The organism is Calothrix anomala FACHB-343 (assembly GCF_014696435.1).
In the GTDB taxonomy this organism is placed as follows: Bacteria; Cyanobacteriota; Cyanobacteriia; order Cyanobacteriales; family Nostocaceae; genus Aulosira; species Aulosira anomala_A.
Map to the genome: position 1 here is coordinate 177,046 of NZ_JACJQG010000002.1, position 16,908 is coordinate 193,953.

15 protein-coding genes are annotated in these 16,908 nt (G+C 41.1%); 10 read left to right on the top strand and 5 right to left on the bottom strand.

The genetic code is table 11. The features are described 5' to 3' along the window. Positions 1-97 precede the first annotated feature (97 nt). Positions 98-2,632 (bottom strand): PAS domain S-box protein, encoded by a 2,535-nt coding sequence (locus tag H6G08_RS01550; protein ID WP_190538541.1) that lies wholly within the window; start codon positions 2,630-2,632, stop codon positions 98-100. A gap of 758 nt (positions 2,633-3,390) precedes the next feature. On the opposite strand from H6G08_RS01550, the gene H6G08_RS01555 reads away from it, so the two are divergent. The 6 genes from H6G08_RS01555 to H6G08_RS01580 all read left to right on the top strand — a co-directional run bounded on the left by H6G08_RS01555 (position 3,391) and on the right by H6G08_RS01580 (position 9,060). Then, positions 3,391-4,734, top strand: coding sequence for an adenylosuccinate synthase (locus H6G08_RS01555; RefSeq protein WP_190538542.1), 1,344 nt, complete (start codon positions 3,391-3,393; stop codon positions 4,732-4,734). A 240-nt stretch (positions 4,735-4,974) separates the two neighbouring features. Beyond that, the gene (gene rplY, locus H6G08_RS01560) at positions 4,975-5,271 is read left to right on the top strand and encodes a 50S ribosomal protein L25 (protein ID WP_096642914.1); all 297 of its coding nucleotides are present in this window, start codon (positions 4,975-4,977) and stop codon (positions 5,269-5,271) included. Between the two features lie 357 nt (positions 5,272-5,628). Continuing rightward, complete coding sequence (locus H6G08_RS01565; protein WP_190538543.1) at positions 5,629-7,170, top strand: bifunctional aminoglycoside phosphotransferase/ATP-binding protein; 1,542 nt, start codon at positions 5,629-5,631, stop codon at positions 7,168-7,170. A gap of 103 nt (positions 7,171-7,273) precedes the next feature. Further along, positions 7,274-7,690, top strand: coding sequence for a hypothetical protein (locus H6G08_RS01570; protein WP_390625549.1), 417 nt, complete (start codon positions 7,274-7,276; stop codon positions 7,688-7,690). A gap of 102 nt (positions 7,691-7,792) precedes the next feature. Beyond that, entirely contained in the window at positions 7,793-8,584 is a 792-nt protein-coding gene (locus H6G08_RS01575) for a YdcF family protein (RefSeq protein WP_190538545.1), read from the top strand. Positions 8,585-8,838: 254 nt separating this feature from the next. Further along, a complete protein-coding gene (locus tag H6G08_RS01580; RefSeq protein ID WP_190538546.1) occupies positions 8,839-9,060 on the top strand; it encodes a hypothetical protein in 222 nt (73 codons plus the stop codon). Positions 9,061-9,065: 5 nt separating this feature from the next. Here H6G08_RS01580 and H6G08_RS01585 read toward each other — a convergent pair whose 3' ends face one another. Both H6G08_RS01585 and H6G08_RS01590 read right to left on the bottom strand, forming a co-directional pair. Then, entirely contained in the window at positions 9,066-9,287 is a 222-nt protein-coding gene (locus H6G08_RS01585) for a ferredoxin-thioredoxin reductase variable chain (RefSeq protein ID WP_190538592.1), read from the bottom strand. 808 nt (positions 9,288-10,095) lie between these two features. Beyond that, entirely contained in the window at positions 10,096-12,012 is a 1,917-nt protein-coding gene (locus H6G08_RS01590; protein WP_190538547.1) for a PP2C family protein-serine/threonine phosphatase, read from the bottom strand. 222 nt (positions 12,013-12,234) lie between these two features. On the opposite strand from H6G08_RS01590, the gene H6G08_RS01595 reads away from it, so the two are divergent. Together H6G08_RS01595 and H6G08_RS01600 are read left to right on the top strand one after the other, a co-directional pair. Beyond that, positions 12,235-12,669 carry an NfeD family protein gene (locus H6G08_RS01595; RefSeq protein ID WP_190538548.1) on the top strand — a complete coding sequence of 145 codons (435 nt, stop codon included), beginning with the start codon at positions 12,235-12,237 and terminating at the stop codon, positions 12,667-12,669. 206 nt (positions 12,670-12,875) lie between these two features. Next, entirely contained in the window at positions 12,876-13,853 is a 978-nt protein-coding gene (locus H6G08_RS01600; RefSeq protein ID WP_190538549.1) for an SPFH domain-containing protein, read from the top strand. Between the two features lie 81 nt (positions 13,854-13,934). On the opposite strand, the gene H6G08_RS01605 is transcribed toward H6G08_RS01600, so the two are convergent. Then, positions 13,935-15,767, bottom strand: coding sequence for a DUF5777 family beta-barrel protein (locus H6G08_RS01605; protein ID WP_190538550.1), 1,833 nt, complete (start codon positions 15,765-15,767; stop codon positions 13,935-13,937). Here H6G08_RS01605 and H6G08_RS01610 point away from each other — a divergent pair. Beyond that, positions 15,762-15,926 (top strand): hypothetical protein, encoded by a 165-nt coding sequence (locus tag H6G08_RS01610; protein ID WP_190538551.1) that lies wholly within the window; start codon positions 15,762-15,764, stop codon positions 15,924-15,926. The genes H6G08_RS01605 and H6G08_RS01610 overlap by 6 nt on opposite strands. Before the next feature lie 73 nt (positions 15,927-15,999). Here H6G08_RS01610 and H6G08_RS01615 read toward each other — a convergent pair whose 3' ends face one another. Beyond that, complete coding sequence (locus H6G08_RS01615) at positions 16,000-16,404, bottom strand: Fur family transcriptional regulator (RefSeq protein ID WP_190538552.1); 405 nt, start codon at positions 16,402-16,404, stop codon at positions 16,000-16,002. Positions 16,405-16,549: 145 nt separating this feature from the next. Here H6G08_RS01615 and purS point away from each other — a divergent pair, with 145 nt between their 5' ends. Continuing rightward, positions 16,550-16,828: a phosphoribosylformylglycinamidine synthase subunit PurS gene (gene purS, locus H6G08_RS01620; protein ID WP_096642903.1), complete on the top strand. Its 279-nt coding sequence runs from the start codon at positions 16,550-16,552 to the stop codon at positions 16,826-16,828. Positions 16,829-16,908: the final 80 nt, after the last annotated feature.

The window sequence follows — 16,908 nt, forward strand, 5'->3', positions numbered from 1 at the left end:
TTGGGCATTGGGCATTGGGCATTGGGCATTGGGCATTAGAGACGCGATTCATCGCGTCTGTACAATTTATCGAGGGTGGCGATGAGTATTTTTATGCTCAATGAGGAATGTTAATTGCAGTAATTGCTTGTAATAATTCGTTGACGGTGCAGGGTTTGGATAGAAATGCTCTGACACCCATGTTAGCGATTTCTCTTTTATTGTGATTTGATAACAGTCCGCTCATGACAATGATTTTGATGTGGGGATTTATTGCTTTGAGCTGGCGGATTGCGATCGCACCATCCATTGCTGGCATCATCATATCGAGCAATACTATATTTATTTGCTGCTGGTACTGAGCGTAAATTGCTACAGCTTCTTCTCCGTCACTGGCTGTTAAAACTCGATAATTATAAGTTTCTAAGGATGATTTGGTAATTTCCCGAATACCGGCTTCATCATCTACTAGCAAGATTAATTCGCCATTACCCGCAGTTGTATCCAATTCTTTTGTCTGGACTTGAGGAGTGCGTTCCTCTTTGAGGTTGCCGTAGGCATCGCCTACAGCAGGTAAGTAAACTTTAAATGTAGTACCTTTGCCAATTTCGCTATCTACATGCACAAAGCCACCGTGATTTTTAATAATACCTAATGCGGTGGAAAGTCCTAAGCCTGTACCTTTACCTAAATCTTTGGTAGTAAAAAATGGTTCAAAAATTCGCTCTCGGATTTCTGGCGATATCCCTACGCCTGTATCCATGACAGAAATAACTACGTAGGAACCTGGTTGAAGGTGACTATTGTCTGTAATTACGACATTTTCTAGTAAAATTTTTAATATTCCGCCCTTGGGCATAGCATCGCGAGCATTTACTACCAAGTTCATGAAAACCTGATGCAATTGGGTGATATTTCCCGATACATACCAGAGATGTTCTGATATCTCTACATTGCAAGTAATAGATTTAGGAAAGGTTTGGTTGACAATTTGCTCTATTTCTGCTATTATATGCTTCATTGGCACAATTGTGCGCTTACCTTCAATACCCCGTGCAAAAGATAAAACTTGTTTGAGCAAATTAGCACCGCGCTTGACATTATTTTCCAGAGTTTGCAGTACTCGTTGACTCTGTTGGTCGTGCAATTTCATCTGCAGTAACTCAACTGACATTAACACTGGCGCGAGGACATTGTTCAAGTCGTGAGCAATTCCCCCTGCGAGAGTCCCGATACTTTCTAAACGTTGCGATCGCAAAAGCTGCGCTTCTAGTTGTTTTTTCTCGGTGATTTCTGTACTAACACTAAGGATGGATTTTGGCTGATTTTTCTCATCCCGCATCAATGTCCAACGGCTTTCTACAATAACTTCTGCACCATTTTTTGTCAGTTGCTGTAATTCACCCCGCCATTCACCTTTTTGGATGACTTGAAAAAATGCATCTTGTAACTGTGGCGAAGTATTTCTATACAAAATATCTACCACATTTTTACCTAAAACTTCCTCTTGCTTCCAACCGTAGAGCCTTTCTGCACCTTGATTCCAAAATAATATTTGATTATGGATATTTCTCACTAGAATTGCATCTGTAGCCACATCTAAAAGTGCGGCTTGTTCGCTAATTTTTTGCTGTGCTTGTTGGCGCTGAGTAATATCTCGCGTCACCGCTAAATGTAAAAATGTCCCGTCAGTTTCATTGCGTAATGGAACTGCATGAGTTTCCAACCAGCGACGAGTACCTTTAAACCCGACAATTTCATACTCTAAAGTCCCCTTTTCTCCTTGACAAACACGTTTATGTAAATCGGCAAAAGCTTCTCTGTATTCAGGTGCGATCGCGCTATCAATTGCTTTACCAATCAAGCTTTCAGCCGTTTCCACCTCCAACATCGCCAGTCCGCAAGCATTAATTTCTAGCAATCTACCATCTCTAGCAATTAACTTGATACATTCTGGTTCTGCATCTATAATTGCTCGCAGCCGATTTTTACTTTGGCGTAAATCTAGTTCTGTGTGCTGCAATTTGTTGACGTAGCGCCACAACAAATCATATAGCAAAGCAACTATAATTAAATCGATAAAAGTTGCCAATAAAAATATCGTAATCGACTTGTTGGTAGTGGCTTGTAATTTTTGACTATGCTGTTGTAATTGATTTTTTTCGGCGGCGATATGTTTGTCAATTAGCTGTTGAATCTCTAGATTCAGATTTTGCTTTTCATCAGATAAAACTAAATTTTTTACAGCATTCCCACCTTGATTTTGAGCAACAGAAATTTCTCTTTGGAGAATGTTGAGTTTTTGGGTAATTTTTTCGGTTAATAAGGTAATTAACTGCTGATTTCTTCCAGGGTGATTTAATTGCTGGACAATTTCCAGATTTTTCGCAATTTTTTGTCTAGCTTGCAGATAAATAGCTAAATCATCAGGATTGTCCGTGAGTAGGTATTTACGCTGAGTAATTTCCGCATTTTGAAAGCTGGAATTGAGAGTTGCAAATTGTGTAATCACTTCCTGAGATGATATTGCCCATTGCTGATTGTGTATCAGACTCATAGTGGTGCTATAGGAAACTACAGCATTAGTAAATAAAACTGCCAAAACTAAAATAAATAATGCTCTCAGCTTTTGAATAACAGACCATTTCATCATGCGATCGCTCTTTATGTGGCAGATATCACCTATTAGTTAAAATTCAAGAAGACCAAATAATTACCATAAGTCAACCTTACAGGCAACAGTAGTAACACAGGAGAATCTCTTGTATCACCAAGAAATACACTCATATAGTTAATTTTCAGAGAAATTCTTAACTATAACAATTTAAGGTAATTTGGAGACCCTAGATTTCCTCAAAAAGTTCCTTTTCAAAGCTAAGAATAATTTACATAGCAACTTTATGTCTCTAAAAAATGACATTTTAGCTACATTTATGCACAAAAAGATGTTTATTTAACAAAAATTACTCTTTAGCAAAGATTACTTTCAATAACTATATTTAGCTGGTAAAAATTGCTATACACAATATTTGAGTTACTGAATTGTTACCAATAAAAATTTCAAAAATATGCAATAAATACAGTTGTCAACAATTTGAGTTAAAAATTACACTAACCAAGCAATAATTTACTGCTATGTGCTTAATTTTGGCAAACTAGAAAATAATTCAACTCCAGTGTCAAGTACAACCAATTAACAAAATCTCTATTCCCAGTCAACAGTCAGTAGGGGCGGGTTTATTGAGAATTATCGTTGTAAAGTGAGGATATTTGTGAACCCGCCCGTACAACCATCAACAACTAAGTCACCTGTTAATAGGTATTTATAAAAATTATTGCATCTGCTTGACATGAATTACATATCATGTTGATAATGATTGTTTGTGAAAACTTTACCTATAATATAAAAGCTTGGCTAACGTCATTGTCATAGGTGCCCAGTGGGGCGATGAAGGAAAAGGTAAAATAACAGACTTACTCAGCCGCTCCGCAGATGTTGTTGTCCGTTATCAAGGGGGCGTCAATGCTGGGCATACAATTGTAGTCAAAGATCAGACCTTTAAACTACATTTGATTCCTTCTGGTATTTTGTATCCAGATACCGAATGTATTATCGGCTGTGGTACAGTTATCGACCCGAAGGTTTTGATAGCAGAACTCGATCAGCTAGAAAGCTTAAATGTTTCTACGAAAAATCTGCTAATTTCTGAGACAGCCCACGTGACCATGCCTTATCATCGATTGATCGATCAGGCATCGGAAGAGCGGCGAGGAAGTCATAAAATCGGCACTACTGGCAGAGGCATTGGCCCCACCTATGCTGACAAATCTGAGCGCACGGGTATCCGGGTTTTAGACTTGATGAACCCGCAAGAGCTACGCGATCAGTTAGAGTGGACGATTAATTATAAAAACGCAATATTAGAAAAGCTTTATAACCTGCCACCCCTGAATCCAGAAGAAGTAATTCAAGAATATCTGGGGTATGCAGAACGCCTACGCCCTTACGTTGTTGACAGTTCGCTCAAAATTTATGATGCGATTCAACGGCGGCGAAATATTTTGTTTGAAGGCGCACAAGGAACACTCCTCGACTTAGATCACGGTACTTATCCTTACGTTACCTCCTCCAATCCAGTAGCTGGGGGGGCTTGCGTTGGTACGGGATTAGGGCCGACAATGATTGACCGGGTAATTGGGGTGTCGAAAGCCTATACAACGCGAGTTGGGGAAGGGCCTTTTCCAACCGAACTACAAGGTGAATTAGGCGAATTGTTGTGCGATCGCGGTGCCGAATTTGGTACAACTACTGGAAGGAAGCGTCGCTGCGGTTGGTTTGATGCTGTAATTGGGCGCTACGCTGTCCGTATTAACGGTATGGACTGTATCGCCATTACCAAACTAGATGTCCTCGATGAACTAGAGGAAATCAACGTTTGTGTCGCCTATGAAATTGACGGCGAACGCTGCGAACACTTCCCCACAAGTTCCCGTCAATTCGCTCGCTGTCGTCCCATATACAAAACCTTACCAGGCTGGCAAGTATCCACCAGTAACTGCCGCACCTTGGAAGACTTGCCCAAGCAAGCATTGGACTATCTGAAATTCTTAGCCGAATTGATGGAAGTCCCGATCGCGATCGTCTCTTTAGGAGCTAGCCGCGATCAAACCATAATTGTTGAAGACCCAATTCACGGGCCTAAGCGTGCTTTGTTACATCCTGACGGCACACCTGTATCCTTAATTAGTGCCTAGCGCTAGTTATTAGGCGATTTCACAGAAAAAGATATATCAGACGTTTGGCTTCGGCTTTGTTTAGCCAAAACAGCACCCTGAGCGGAGTCGAAGGGTGCTAAATCAAAGGCTGCTAAGTCAAAGTGTATAATCACGATTGGTAGAATTATCTTCTGGGAAATCTCCAGAGTCATCAGTCATTGACAAATGACCAATGACAAATGACCAATGACCAATGACAACAAACAATTTGTATTTTGTATGGCTATCACACTCGAATCTAAAAAGCGTCCAGAAGGTAGCAAACCCAACGCTTTGCGCCGTTCTGGATTAATCCCCGCCAATTTGTACGGACACAACGGTGCTGAATCAATTTCTCTGGTACTTGATGCTAAAGCAGTTGAGCGTCTGCTCAAGCAAGCTGCTGTCAACAAAACACAAGTTGAACTCAGCATTCCCGAAATTGAATGGACTGGTAAAACCGTAATCAGAGAAGTTCAGTCTCATCCAGCAAAAGGCACAACTTACCACATCAGCTTTTTTGCTGCTAAAGCTTAATTCCACTTAATTAAAACTCAAGTTGGAAATAATTAGCGATCGCGCCAGGGGTAACACCCTGGTTTTTTGTTAAGCTATCAACGGTCACTAATTTACAAATATAGCTGTAGCCAGATAAATTAGGACATCAAGCTAGTCAACAGTCAACAGTCAACAGTCAACAGTCAACAGTCAACAGTCAACAGCTATACAAAAAATCTTATTTCTACATTTGCCAATTGTAGGGGTATATTTATTTTTTGGGATTCCCCAATATCGAAAGTCAAAATTATCCATGCCGATCAATGCTCATGATTTGAGATAATTATCAGCATTTATTTGTATTCATCAACGGTTATTCCATCTAAATCAGAAATTATGACAGAAGCGACTATTCCCGCCTTGATTCAGCAAATGTTGCAGCCTGGGTTTTATCCCCATGCAGTCGTAGAACCAATAGAACTGATTCAAACTCACGTTTCTTATGTACTGCTTACAGGCGATTATGTTTATAAACTGAAAAAACCTGTAAATTTTGGCTTTTTAGACTACTCCACCTTAGAAAAGCGGCAACATTTTTGTCATGAAGAATTGCGGTTAAATCAGCGCGGTGCTGGAGAACTGTATTTAGAAGTTTTACCCATAACTCAAATTGGCGAACAATACCATCTCGGCGGAACCGGGGAAGCTGTAGAATATGTGCTGAAAATGCGCCAATTTCCTCAAGAAGCTTTATTAAGCAGTTTATTTGCCCAAGGTAAGTTAAATGAAGCAGATTTTGAGGAATTAGGAAAAGTTGTCGCCCAATATCATGCCAAAACTGAAACCAATGATTATATCCGCAGTTTTGGGGAAGTACCAAAAGTTCGCGAGGCTTTTGACGAAAATTATGAGCAAACCGACAAATATATCGGCGGGCCGCAAACTCAGCTACAATTTGACGAAACTAAAGCATATACTGAGCGTTTTTTTGCAGAACGCGGCGAATTATTGGCTAACAGAATGCAAAATAACTATATCCGCGAATGTCATGGAGATTTACATTTAAGAAATATTGCTCTATGGCATGACAAAATTATGCTGTTCGATTGTATTGAATTTAATGAACCGTTTCGCTTTGTCGATGTCATGTTTGATATCGCTTATGCGGTGATGGATTTAGAAGCACAACAGCGTCCAGACTTGAGTAATGCTTATTTAAATACTTATGTAGAGCAAACTGGCGATTGGGAAGGGTTACAGATTTTACCTATATATTTAATCCGTCAGTCATACGTCAGAGCAAAAGTAACTTCATTTTTATTAGACGATCCTGGTGTACCCGCAGCCGTTAAGGAAGAAGCCGCAAAAACCGCAGCCAAATATTACACCCTTGCTTGGAATTACACTAAACCCAAACAAGGGCAACTAATTTTAATGTCTGGTTTATCTGGTTCTGGTAAAAGTACGACAGCGCGATATTTAGCTCGTCAAATAGGTGCAATTCATATTCGTTCCGACGCAGCGCGTAAACACTTAGCCGGAATTCCCTTATTAGAACGGGGTGGAGATGAAATCTATACACCAGAAATGACCCAAAAAACTTATGCTCGACTGTTGGAATTAGGAATTATACTGGCTAATCAAGGTTTTTCCGTAATTCTGGATGCTAAGTATGACCGACAAGATTTACGCCAAGCAGCAATTGAGCAAGCTAATAACCATCAAATACCCCTGCAAATCGTACAATGTACAGCGCCTCTAGAAGTTGTACAAGAGCGTTTGCATAACCGGACTGGGGATATTGCTGATGCTACCGTTGATTTATTGGCTTCTCAGCTTAAACAATTTGAACAATTTACGGATGCGGAAAAACCCTACGTTAAGATTTGGGATACAACTCAGCCACTAGAGGCACAATTAACACTAATCACTAGCTAATAGGCTTGTTGATGTCATGGCACAGAAAAAAGAATTTTTGAATCTTTCGTCTAGTTTCTTATCACAGCTGATATTTGGGTTAATTTTAATCATTGTATTATCGATGACAGGGTCTTCATTAGCCCTGAGCATCTTTTTAGGAATTATCGGCGCTTTCACCTTAGGTTGGATTACAGCCGCAGGTAAAAATAGTGCCCAAACCCAGTCTGTAGACTCTTCCGAAGGTATTGATGCAGCCTTGAAATATTGGTTATTGTTCCTAATCGGCTTTAGTTGGTTAGGATATCCAGCACACATGAGTATTATTTTGGGTGCTTTAGGTGCTATAGGTGGTGGCTGGATGATTGCTTGGTGGAAAAGTACAGAAGAATCTCGAACTCAACTACCAATTGATTCAACTGAAGAGGAGGATGAGGAACAAACAAGCACTAGAGGTACTGTTAAGCGCAGACGGAAAGCTACTCGGCGGTTCCGTCGCACACCTGGCGCGGGTATCAATTTGAGATTTTGGCAAAGGTAAGATTGCTCATTGCTCAGAGACGCGATGAATCGCGTCTGTACAATTGGCGATGAATCGCGTCTGTACAATTGTTATCCTAGCCTCTAGCCCCTAGCCTCTGTTATGTTTTTATATCTTTCTAAGTTACTACCGCTATTTTTCTATCCTTTGGGATTAGCTTCGATTAGTTTGGTGGTAGCTTTGATTACGTTATGGAAACGACCACGCACCGCAGCTGTTGCTATAGCTGTGGCTTTAATTTTATTGTTATTTTGCAGTAATGCTTGGGTTTCTCAATGGTTGGTGCGATCGCTTGAATGGCAAAATACTGCAACTAGCCAAATACCTCAAGCACAAGCAATTGTAGTCTTAGGTGGTGCGACTAAATCGGCTTTTTGGCCGCGTCCTGGTGCGGATTTAAGCGAACAAGGCGATCGCGTAATTTATGCTGCTCAACTCTATCGTCAGCAAAAAGCGCCTTTAATCATCCTCAGTGGTGGGAGAATCGATTGGCGGGGTAGCGGTGACTCAGAATCAGCAGATATGTCCAATATTCTCACCTCCCTGGGTATACCTGCTGAGGCGATCGTTCAAGAACCTGATTCGCTGAATACATATCAAAATGCGGTAAATGTCAAGCAGATTTTACAATCCCGCAATATTAATCAAGTATTATTAATCACTTCGGCAATGCACATGCCGCGATCGCTCAAAATTTTCCAGCGTCAAGGAATTGCAGCGATTCCTGCACCTACCGACTTTCTTGTCAGTCGTAGCGAAATGCAAGAACTTGGCAGTAGCCCCAAAGCCGCTATCCTCAATTTATTACCTGATAGCGACAATTTAGACAAATTTACCAGGGCATTAAAAGAATACGTTGGTCTTTTTATCTATAGCTTGCGCGGTTGGCTTTGAGTTAAGTAAATAAGCTATTACATGCCTAGATCCAATATCTTCGCGTTAGGGCTGTCCAGGGTCAAGAGTCAAAAGTCCAAGGTGACATTTGACCCTTGACTCTGGACTTTTGACAACCTTAACGCGAAATATACACTTTAAATGCGAACAGTTTAGTATAGGTATTTTGAGAAGTTCAATTTGCAATCGCTATAATTTCAGTAGTTACAGAGTTTTAATTTTAAATTTCTCAGGACTCAGCACTTCCTGACATTATGTCTAAAAATTTACCGTATATTGTCCCCGCAACACCCAGCGAAGTTGACGAAACTTTTGCCACGTATCAGACAACTCACCAGTTTTACCATGAAGTTAGGGAGCGCTCGGAATTTCGGCAGCATTGTGATTGGTATTACACAACAGCAATCCGTCATCGACAAGAACTAGAAAAAATGCGCGGCGAACTAAATATTCTAAGCTGGTTTCGCCGCTCTTAAAGAAATTAGATGACTTCTAATTCATTTTCACGGAGATGGGCTTTAAACTTTTTACTAAACTGAACTAAGAATGGCAAATTAGCACTAACAGGTCTACCTTGCCATTCGGTAACAATAGCTGAAATTTCGCCTTCTGAGCCTTTGAGGTCAAAAGCCTGACCGCGATGTTCAGGATGATGGTAAACTACTACCGACTCTTTAACACGAACGCGATCGCCAACTTTCATAACAACATTTACACCTAGCTTTTCCTTGTCCACAACTATCTCCACAGCCGTCCCTCACTGAACTTGCTTTTTTGAAAAATAGACTGCTGTTAACAGTCACGCTGCGCATCTCATCCGCACAGACTGGCTGTTGAGTGCATTCGTAACTGCTATACGAACAAAGCCTGCCCATGCAGGCTTTGTAGCTAATCGATTCATAACACTAGATTCACCTAGCGTTTTAGCAACAGGTCTAATCCTTTGACTGTCAATTAACTTTTTATCTTCCCATAGTTAAACAAACTCTAACAATGAGTTTGTTTAAGATAGGGTTTACCAATATGGCTAGCTGATGGTTAGAAAAACCCTTACCATCATTGATTCCTCACTGCACTTGTCCACTTTTAGAGGTGTCTCAGAGGCGCTTTGTTTGAGGATGAGCGGCCTCACGGGCTAGGAAAACCCGTTTTAGCTCTTATAGCGCGGTTTCACGCCAAGTTCAATTTTACAACAAGATGACACTTTCCCCGCAAGGCGCGTTGTTGTTGCATTAGGGACGCGGGGGGGCAGGGGGACAAGGGGGAAAATTGGGAGCATCCCAATTTTGACGCAATACCCTCAAGGGTATTGCTATACCAACAAAGCCTGCCTTCGCAGGCTATCAAACTTTTAGCCTGCGAAGGCAGGCTTCGTATTTCTAGCCCCACCCTTATAGGGTGAGGGCGTTTTTTCACATTTGGGATGCTCCCGGAAAATTGTACAGACAAGGGTTCATCGCGTCTCTGCCCCATGCCCAATGCCCAATGCCCAATGCCCAATGCCCAATGCCCTATTCATTATTTGAAGAACATAGAGACTGCAATCCTGGGGGAAGTTGGCGACACATTTGTTGGAATGATTGGGGCTGAAGTTGCCACCACAGTAATAATCCTAATGTTGTGCTACCCAAAACTATCAATAATGCCCCAATGATGACTAAAGATTTACGTCGCCTTGGTTGTTGAACTGGGGTTAGTTCTGGTTCTGGAGTAATATCCAAATCGATGAGTACGGGCGAACTTTCCTCTAAAGAGTAGTCTTCTGGCGTTTCTATTTCAATAATTTCTACTTGAGGCTGTGCATAAGTTAAAGAAACGTAGTATTCGCGGGATACGTTGCACAGAGTCATAACTATTGATGTATTATCATAGCCATTTTTCTGATTGGCAAACTTAATCCAACGCTGTACGGCGTCTTCGATATCTAGTTGCTTGTTCAGCACTTTTAAGGCAAAACTTCGCCATGATTGTTCAACCCAGTCATGGTCACTTAAGCCATCAGAACACAACAATAATATGCCATCTTCCTCTAATATAAACCGCTTGATTTGCACCCGCAGAGCGTCTGCATCTCTGGTTCCCAAGGCTTGAGTTAGGGCGGTTGCATCCGATCGCATTAAGGCTTGACGATAAAAATTGCGGGCGTGACGCACTTCTCGCGCGGCAACATCATCATCTACTGTGAGTAATTGACAGTAATTTGGTGTAATCCAATAAGCACGGCTATTCCCCACACTAGCTAAGTAAAGTTCATGGGTAGTTGCCGATCCTTTAGCTGATTTGGCGGGGATTCTTTGGGGTATTTGTAACGCCATTACCAAGGTTGTCGCCATACGTTCTCTACCTTGGCGATTTTCGGCGTCGTTACTGGCACAAATGACGTTATTTACTACCCGCAAGCTAGCTTCTAGTTGATCTATCCACAAATCGGGGGTAGTTAGTTCAGTTTGTGTGGTTAACTCGGAAAATAAGGCACGAACCTGCAATTTTATTGACTGTACTGCTAATTGACTGGCTACTTCACCGCCTTGATGTCCGCCAATACCATCACAAACAATTGATAAATGGGGGATTAATGGATCTTTGAGATCGTCAGAATTCGCTGGAAAGCAAGCATCTTCATTGCGCGTCATGACGATTCCCGCATCGGTTGCGCCTGCTAGTTCCAAATTTAATGGTAATTCTGCGGCAGATGAGAGTAATAAGGTGTTGAGTTGATTAGCGATTGTTTCAAACTCAACTTCTGGGGTAAACATCTGCTTGACGATATTTTGTAAACCTGAAGCGATCGCAGTTTTAGCAGAACTGAGTAAAGGTTGCCAAGATTCACCCAAATCTTTTAAACTCAGGCTTTGTGTAGTCTGGTGTAGTTCCAAAAGCCGCACGCACCAACCTTGTACCCGCAGGTTGTTAGACATGAGTAAACTGCTGGCTACACCTTGTTCTAATAAAGGTTGCCAAAGTTGGAGAATTTGCCATAGCCAGTAAACTTGTCTAACCGCCGTGGATTGTTCCCAAGCATTTGCGATCGCTGGATAAAGCTTACCATTCTCGGCTATGGGAACGTTTTCTAGCAATAAAATCTCATCCCCATTACCCTCAGCCGCGCGTACATAACCGTAAGCTTGGGGCAAGTGCGATCGCTCATAATATAATCGGAGATAAGGAATCACAGCCTGTGGTAATTCTGTGGGAATCTCTGGTAGTAGCCCTGGTTGTGTATCTAACCAAATTTGATGAGTAATTACCTCATATCTATTTGCTACAGTTGTACCAGGGGCAATTTTTGCGGCTGATGCACCAGTAGCCCACAGATAGCGATGCACTAAGGCTGTTTGGCAATTAGCACAAACACGATTATTCAAAGGATTAACCGGGTTTGTACAGTCTGGATTGATGCAATAAACGATCCGTTCGGTAGTAATCATAAACTCATTAATTTCATCACATTAATTTCGATTAAATATACCTGGCAAATACTCGAAGGCTAGAATAGACTGTTTCTGTGTACCCTTGGCTACAACTTGTTACTGAAATTCATCAAAATTGATGGTTAAAATACCATATTTAGCTTTCCGTAAACACTAAGCCAGAGGGTGGATCTAGTAAGAGAAAGAGATTTACATAAATGTAGTGTCTAGGATGGCGCTATGCCAAGTTATACCGTAATCTGGCTCTTAGCAGGATCAGTTTTGTGTTTAATGGAACTGTTCTTACCGTCTGCTTTTGTCGCTTTCATGATGGGAATTAGCGCCTTTATCGTGGCGCTACTGTCTCGGTTTGTTTTAAGTAGTGTGTGGCTGCAAGTTTTCGCTTGGCTGTTTTTGTCTACATTACTAGTTTTCGGTTCCCGCCGATTTGTGCAACCGCGACGACGCAACACAAAAATCCAAAATGCAATTACAGCTGAAACTTTAACAGAAATTCCGGCAGGAAAAACAGGGCGAGTATTATACGAAGGAAATTCTTGGCAAGCAAGATGTGATGATGACAAACTCAGCATCTCATCCCATCAAAGAGTTTATGTCGTTCGTAGAGAAGGCACAACCTTAATTGTGATGCCGGAAAATTTGTTGCATTCATAAGTATGGGGCATTGGGCATTGGGCATGGGGCATGGGGCATAGAAACAATTTTGGATTTTGGATTTTGGATTTTGGATTAGAATGCAACATCGCAAATCTGTGTTGAAGCCTTATCTCCGAATTGTCGCAAAATCTAAAATTTCTTGTCCTATATGCTCCTGTACCCATCTCTAATTATTTCAATATTAAAAAGTTAGGAGAATTACAATGCAAGAATTCTTGTTGCTCGTATTTTTGGCACTTGGTGGTTCTGCTTTAGCTGGTTCGGTGAGGGTGATTAATCAAGGCGATGAGGCTTTGGTGGAACGATTGGGTAGCTATAACAAAAAGCTAGAACCAGGGCTGAATATAGTAACCCCTTTTCTAGATAAAATTGTCTATAAACAAACGATTCGGGAAAAAGTTTTAGATATTCCGCCACAACAATGTATTACCCGTGATAACGTTTCTATCACTGTGGATGCTGTAGTTTACTGGCGGATAATGGATATGGAGAAAGCTTATTACAAAGTAGAAAATCTCCAATCAGCAATGGTGAATTTAGTACTAACTCAAATCCGCTCGGAAATGGGACAATTAGAGTTAGATGAAACCTTTACTGCTCGTTCCCAAATTAATGAGATTCTTTTGCGGGATTTGGATATTGCTACCGATCCTTGGGGTGTGAAAGTCACACGGGTAGAACTGCGAGATTTGATTCCATCAAAAGCAGTACAGGAATCGATGGAATTACAGATGTCAGCAGAACGGAAAAAAAGAGCATCTATTTTAACCTCAGAAGGCGATCGCGAATCAGCAGTAAATAGCGCCAGAGGTAAAGCCGAAGCCCAAGTTCTCGACGCAGAAGCCCGTCAAAAATCGGTGATTTTGCAAGCTGAAGCTGAACAAAAAGCAATTGTTTTGAAAGCACAAGCCGAACGTCAGCAGCAAGTTCTCAAAGCCCAAGCGATCGCTGAATCTGCAGACATTATTGCCCAAAAAATTAAAACCAACCCCGAAGCCCAAAAAGCCTTAGAAGTTCTATTTGCCTTGGGTTATTTAGATATGGGCACAACAATTGGTAAAAGCGATAGCAGCAAAGTTATGTTTATCGATCCCCGCACTATTCCTGCCACTCTAGAAGGCATCAAATCTATTGTTGCAGATGGACAGGAGATACCAGGGGTAAATAATCATCGCGGTTAGTCGAAAACAATTGTAGAGACGCGATTAATCGCGTCTCTGCCTCTGCCCAACACCCAATGCCCCATGCCCCATGCCCAATTATCAAATCCCCCAATTAATACTGAAACCAAAGTTAGTACCGTCAGGTTCTGCGGTTAGAGTTCCTAAGCCACTTTGCCCGATTGCATTACCTGCAAATAAATCTAAGCCAAAGCCAGAACCAGGTAAAAAGCGCAAGCCTGTACTCCAAGTACTTCTTTTGCCATCGAAAACGGGGGTATATTCGCCAATCAATTGCAAATTATCCCCGATGGCTTGGTTAACTCCTATACCGAAGCCTATACGCTGTGTGTCTCCAAAAAGTGCTGCTTTAGGATTAATTGATAAGGCTGTTTGGGAATTGATTTGATAAGCTATTGGTAATTCTACGTACAAAGTCCCGTTGATACCACCTCCTTGCAACTCTGTTTCACTGATGCCGGCTAGCTTCAGACTGAGGGTAAGCCCATCGCCTCGGATTTGATCGAAGAACTTAAGTTTCATTGCACCCCCAATTTTCACTCCCGGCCCGGATATATCTTCTTCAGAAAAGCGATCGCTTGACGCAAATTGATTTACAGTCAGTTCTAGTTGTGAATCATCGGTTAAACCATAAGCTAGAGCAAAACTAGAACTACCACCTGTACCCAACCCTCCTCTAAATTGGAAATGTCCGCTTGGTAGAGTGTTAGCACTGGAAAGTGTCAACCCATCAAATAGTAAAGAGCGTTGCCTATAGCCGGCGAAGCCATCGCGATCGGAAAGCAATATTGGGGGATTATTAGTAAAATTAGCTGCATACCCTTGTCCAAAATCAATCGCGTGTTTGAAGCGAACTCCTAATAATAAATCTTCGCCATCAGGAATAAAGCTTAACAAGCCTGTAGTCGGTGTTGCGCCATAACTGTTAGTAGCATAAACCTCTGCTCCCATTCTGGGATTGAGAGCGTAATCTATCCCAACAGTCCAGAGTAATTTGCTGGTAATCGAACGATTTTTAGCAATAAAAGTATTACCTCCAGGCCCCAAAGGAGTTTGAATATTTGCAAATAAATTTACTCGTTTAGATGTTTGCCAACTAAACCCCGTACCAATATTAAAAAATGTCCCAAAAAAATCTCCTCCAGCAACTTTTTCGGGAAATAAAACTACTCCTGGTGTGAGGTGTAATTGCAAAGTAGGTGAAGCTTTATAAGTAATTGGTAACTGCAAAGCGCCAACTGGTCTGGCAACAAAAAAGGGTTGATTGGGACTATTATTAAAAACTCCAGTATTTGACGATATATGTAACAACTGAACTGTACCTGCAACACCTACAGCCCAATGATTATCTCTCACAAGTTGATATTTTAATTTAGTCCCATAACTGACAGTAGTAAAGTAAGGGCATTCACTTCTAACTGGACATTTAAGATAATCATCAAAAATATCGCCTGTAAAACCTATTTGTAAGTTATCTGTAATTCCCCAATCAATATTTAGCTGATAGGTTTGTAAACCTGTACCTGAAATAGAATTATCTGTTGGTAGAACTTGTAAAAAACCGCCTTCTATCTGAACATCACCCTGTCGCAATTGGTTACCAGTTTCCAAGTTATGCAATTGAGTTGGCGGTGCTTGTAATGGGGAAAGTCTTACTTTTGTTGGTAAAATTTCGCTGAAATCGCCATCAAGCGCCCGCTTTTGTAGAAGTTCCTCTAATGTTTTTTCTGGAACAGTCAGGAGTAATTCAGACTGCAAATCTTTTGCTTGATTACTAACAGGCGATCGCGTTTGGGAAAGTTCTTCTGTAGTAACTTCTCTTAAAGAAACAGAATATACCACCTCAGAGGCATAACTTAAACTACCAAAAGATAGATAAAGCAAACCACAAGCAAGAATTTTAATTTTATGCATATTTATTCTGAGGCGATCGCTCTAATTCCAGATGAAAAACAGTATAAAAAAAATCCCATTTTCTTGCTTTCGCCATTAAAAAAGCTGACAGCGAAATTTATCGTCGTCAGCGTATTAATCAATACAATCAAGTTATTACCAGGCTTGTTATTTTTCTAATTTCTCCTGTCCCATTTCCATTTATAAAACAGGAATACAAATAACAATTGTACAGACGCGATTCATCGCGTCTCTAATGACCAATCTGCGCCGCTTGCTCACTTTGACACTGGTCACACAATCCGAAAAACTCCAGAGTATGGTAAAAAATTTTAAACTTATGATTAGCTTCTAACTTATCTTCTAAGTCATGTACTGGACATTGATTAATGGGAATTGAGATACCACATTGCAAACAGGTGAGGTGATGTTTATCTTGTTGCGCTAGACTATATAAGGCTTCACCATTAGCTAAAGTCCGTACTTGTACCATTCCTTCTAGTTTTAAGGCTTCTAAGGAGCGGTAAACTGTTGCTAATCCCATACTTTGATTAAGGTTACGTAATTCCACGTATATATCTTGTGCGGAAATTCCTTGCTTGATGGTTTTCAACAGATTTAGAATTCTCTCCTGACTGCGGGTGCGTATAGCTCTCATAAATAATTTTTTTAATTTAGCGCTTGAGTTGAAGCTCTCATATAGACTCGCTGAATGAATTAACTATAATCGCTTCATAATCTTATTTTTACTCAGTTGGAACAGAAAGTTATAGTATAGCGATCGCAGCATTTAGCGATCGCCCATGCAAAGGAAGTATTTAGCCAAAATTTTCGTGACACTCCGTCCTTCTGTTTTAGACCCAGCTGGTGTAGCTGTGCAATCTGGTCTCAAGCAACTAGGATACGACAACGTAGAGCAAGTACGGATTGGAAAGTACATTGAATTGACAATTACCTCAACCCAAGAAGCCAAAGCCCGTCAAGACTTGGATCGCATCTGCGACCAAATGCTAGCCAATCCAGTCATCGAAAATTATCGTTTTGAACTAATCGAAGTCGAAACACAGACAGGCGTGTTTTAGGGACAAGGAGGACAAGGAGGACAAAGGGGATGAATGAAAATTGTACAGACGCGATTAATCGCGTCTCTAACAAATGACCA

Excerpts from the sequence above, each read along its gene's own strand:
- H6G08_RS01550 (WP_190538541.1), bottom strand. The coding sequence starts at position 2,632 with ATGATGAAATGGTCTGTTATTCAAAAGCTGAGAGCATTATTTATTTTA.
- H6G08_RS01600 (WP_190538549.1), top strand. The coding sequence starts at position 12,876 with ATGCAAGAATTCTTGTTGCTCGTATTTTTGGCACTTGGTGGTTCTGCT.
- H6G08_RS01605 (WP_190538550.1), bottom strand. The coding sequence starts at position 15,767 with ATGCATAAAATTAAAATTCTTGCTTGTGGTTTGCTTTATCTATCTTTT.
- purS (WP_096642903.1), top strand. The coding sequence starts at position 16,550 with ATGCAAAGGAAGTATTTAGCCAAAATTTTCGTGACACTCCGTCCTTCT.
- H6G08_RS01615 (WP_190538552.1), bottom strand. The coding sequence starts at position 16,404 with ATGAGAGCTATACGCACCCGCAGTCAGGAGAGAATTCTAAATCTGTTG.
- rplY (WP_096642914.1), top strand. The coding sequence starts at position 4,975 with ATGGCTATCACACTCGAATCTAAAAAGCGTCCAGAAGGTAGCAAACCC.
- H6G08_RS01565 (WP_190538543.1), top strand. The coding sequence starts at position 5,629 with ATGACAGAAGCGACTATTCCCGCCTTGATTCAGCAAATGTTGCAGCCT.
- H6G08_RS01580 (WP_190538546.1), top strand. The coding sequence starts at position 8,839 with ATGTCTAAAAATTTACCGTATATTGTCCCCGCAACACCCAGCGAAGTT.
- H6G08_RS01595 (WP_190538548.1), top strand. The coding sequence starts at position 12,235 with ATGCCAAGTTATACCGTAATCTGGCTCTTAGCAGGATCAGTTTTGTGT.
- H6G08_RS01610 (WP_190538551.1), top strand. The coding sequence starts at position 15,762 with ATGCATATTTATTCTGAGGCGATCGCTCTAATTCCAGATGAAAAACAG.
- H6G08_RS01570 (WP_390625549.1), top strand. The coding sequence starts at position 7,274 with ATGACAGGGTCTTCATTAGCCCTGAGCATCTTTTTAGGAATTATCGGC.
- H6G08_RS01590 (WP_190538547.1), bottom strand. The coding sequence starts at position 12,012 with ATGATTACTACCGAACGGATCGTTTATTGCATCAATCCAGACTGTACA.
- H6G08_RS01575 (WP_190538545.1), top strand. The coding sequence starts at position 7,793 with ATGTTTTTATATCTTTCTAAGTTACTACCGCTATTTTTCTATCCTTTG.
- H6G08_RS01585 (WP_190538592.1), bottom strand. The coding sequence starts at position 9,287 with ATGAAAGTTGGCGATCGCGTTCGTGTTAAAGAGTCGGTAGTAGTTTAC.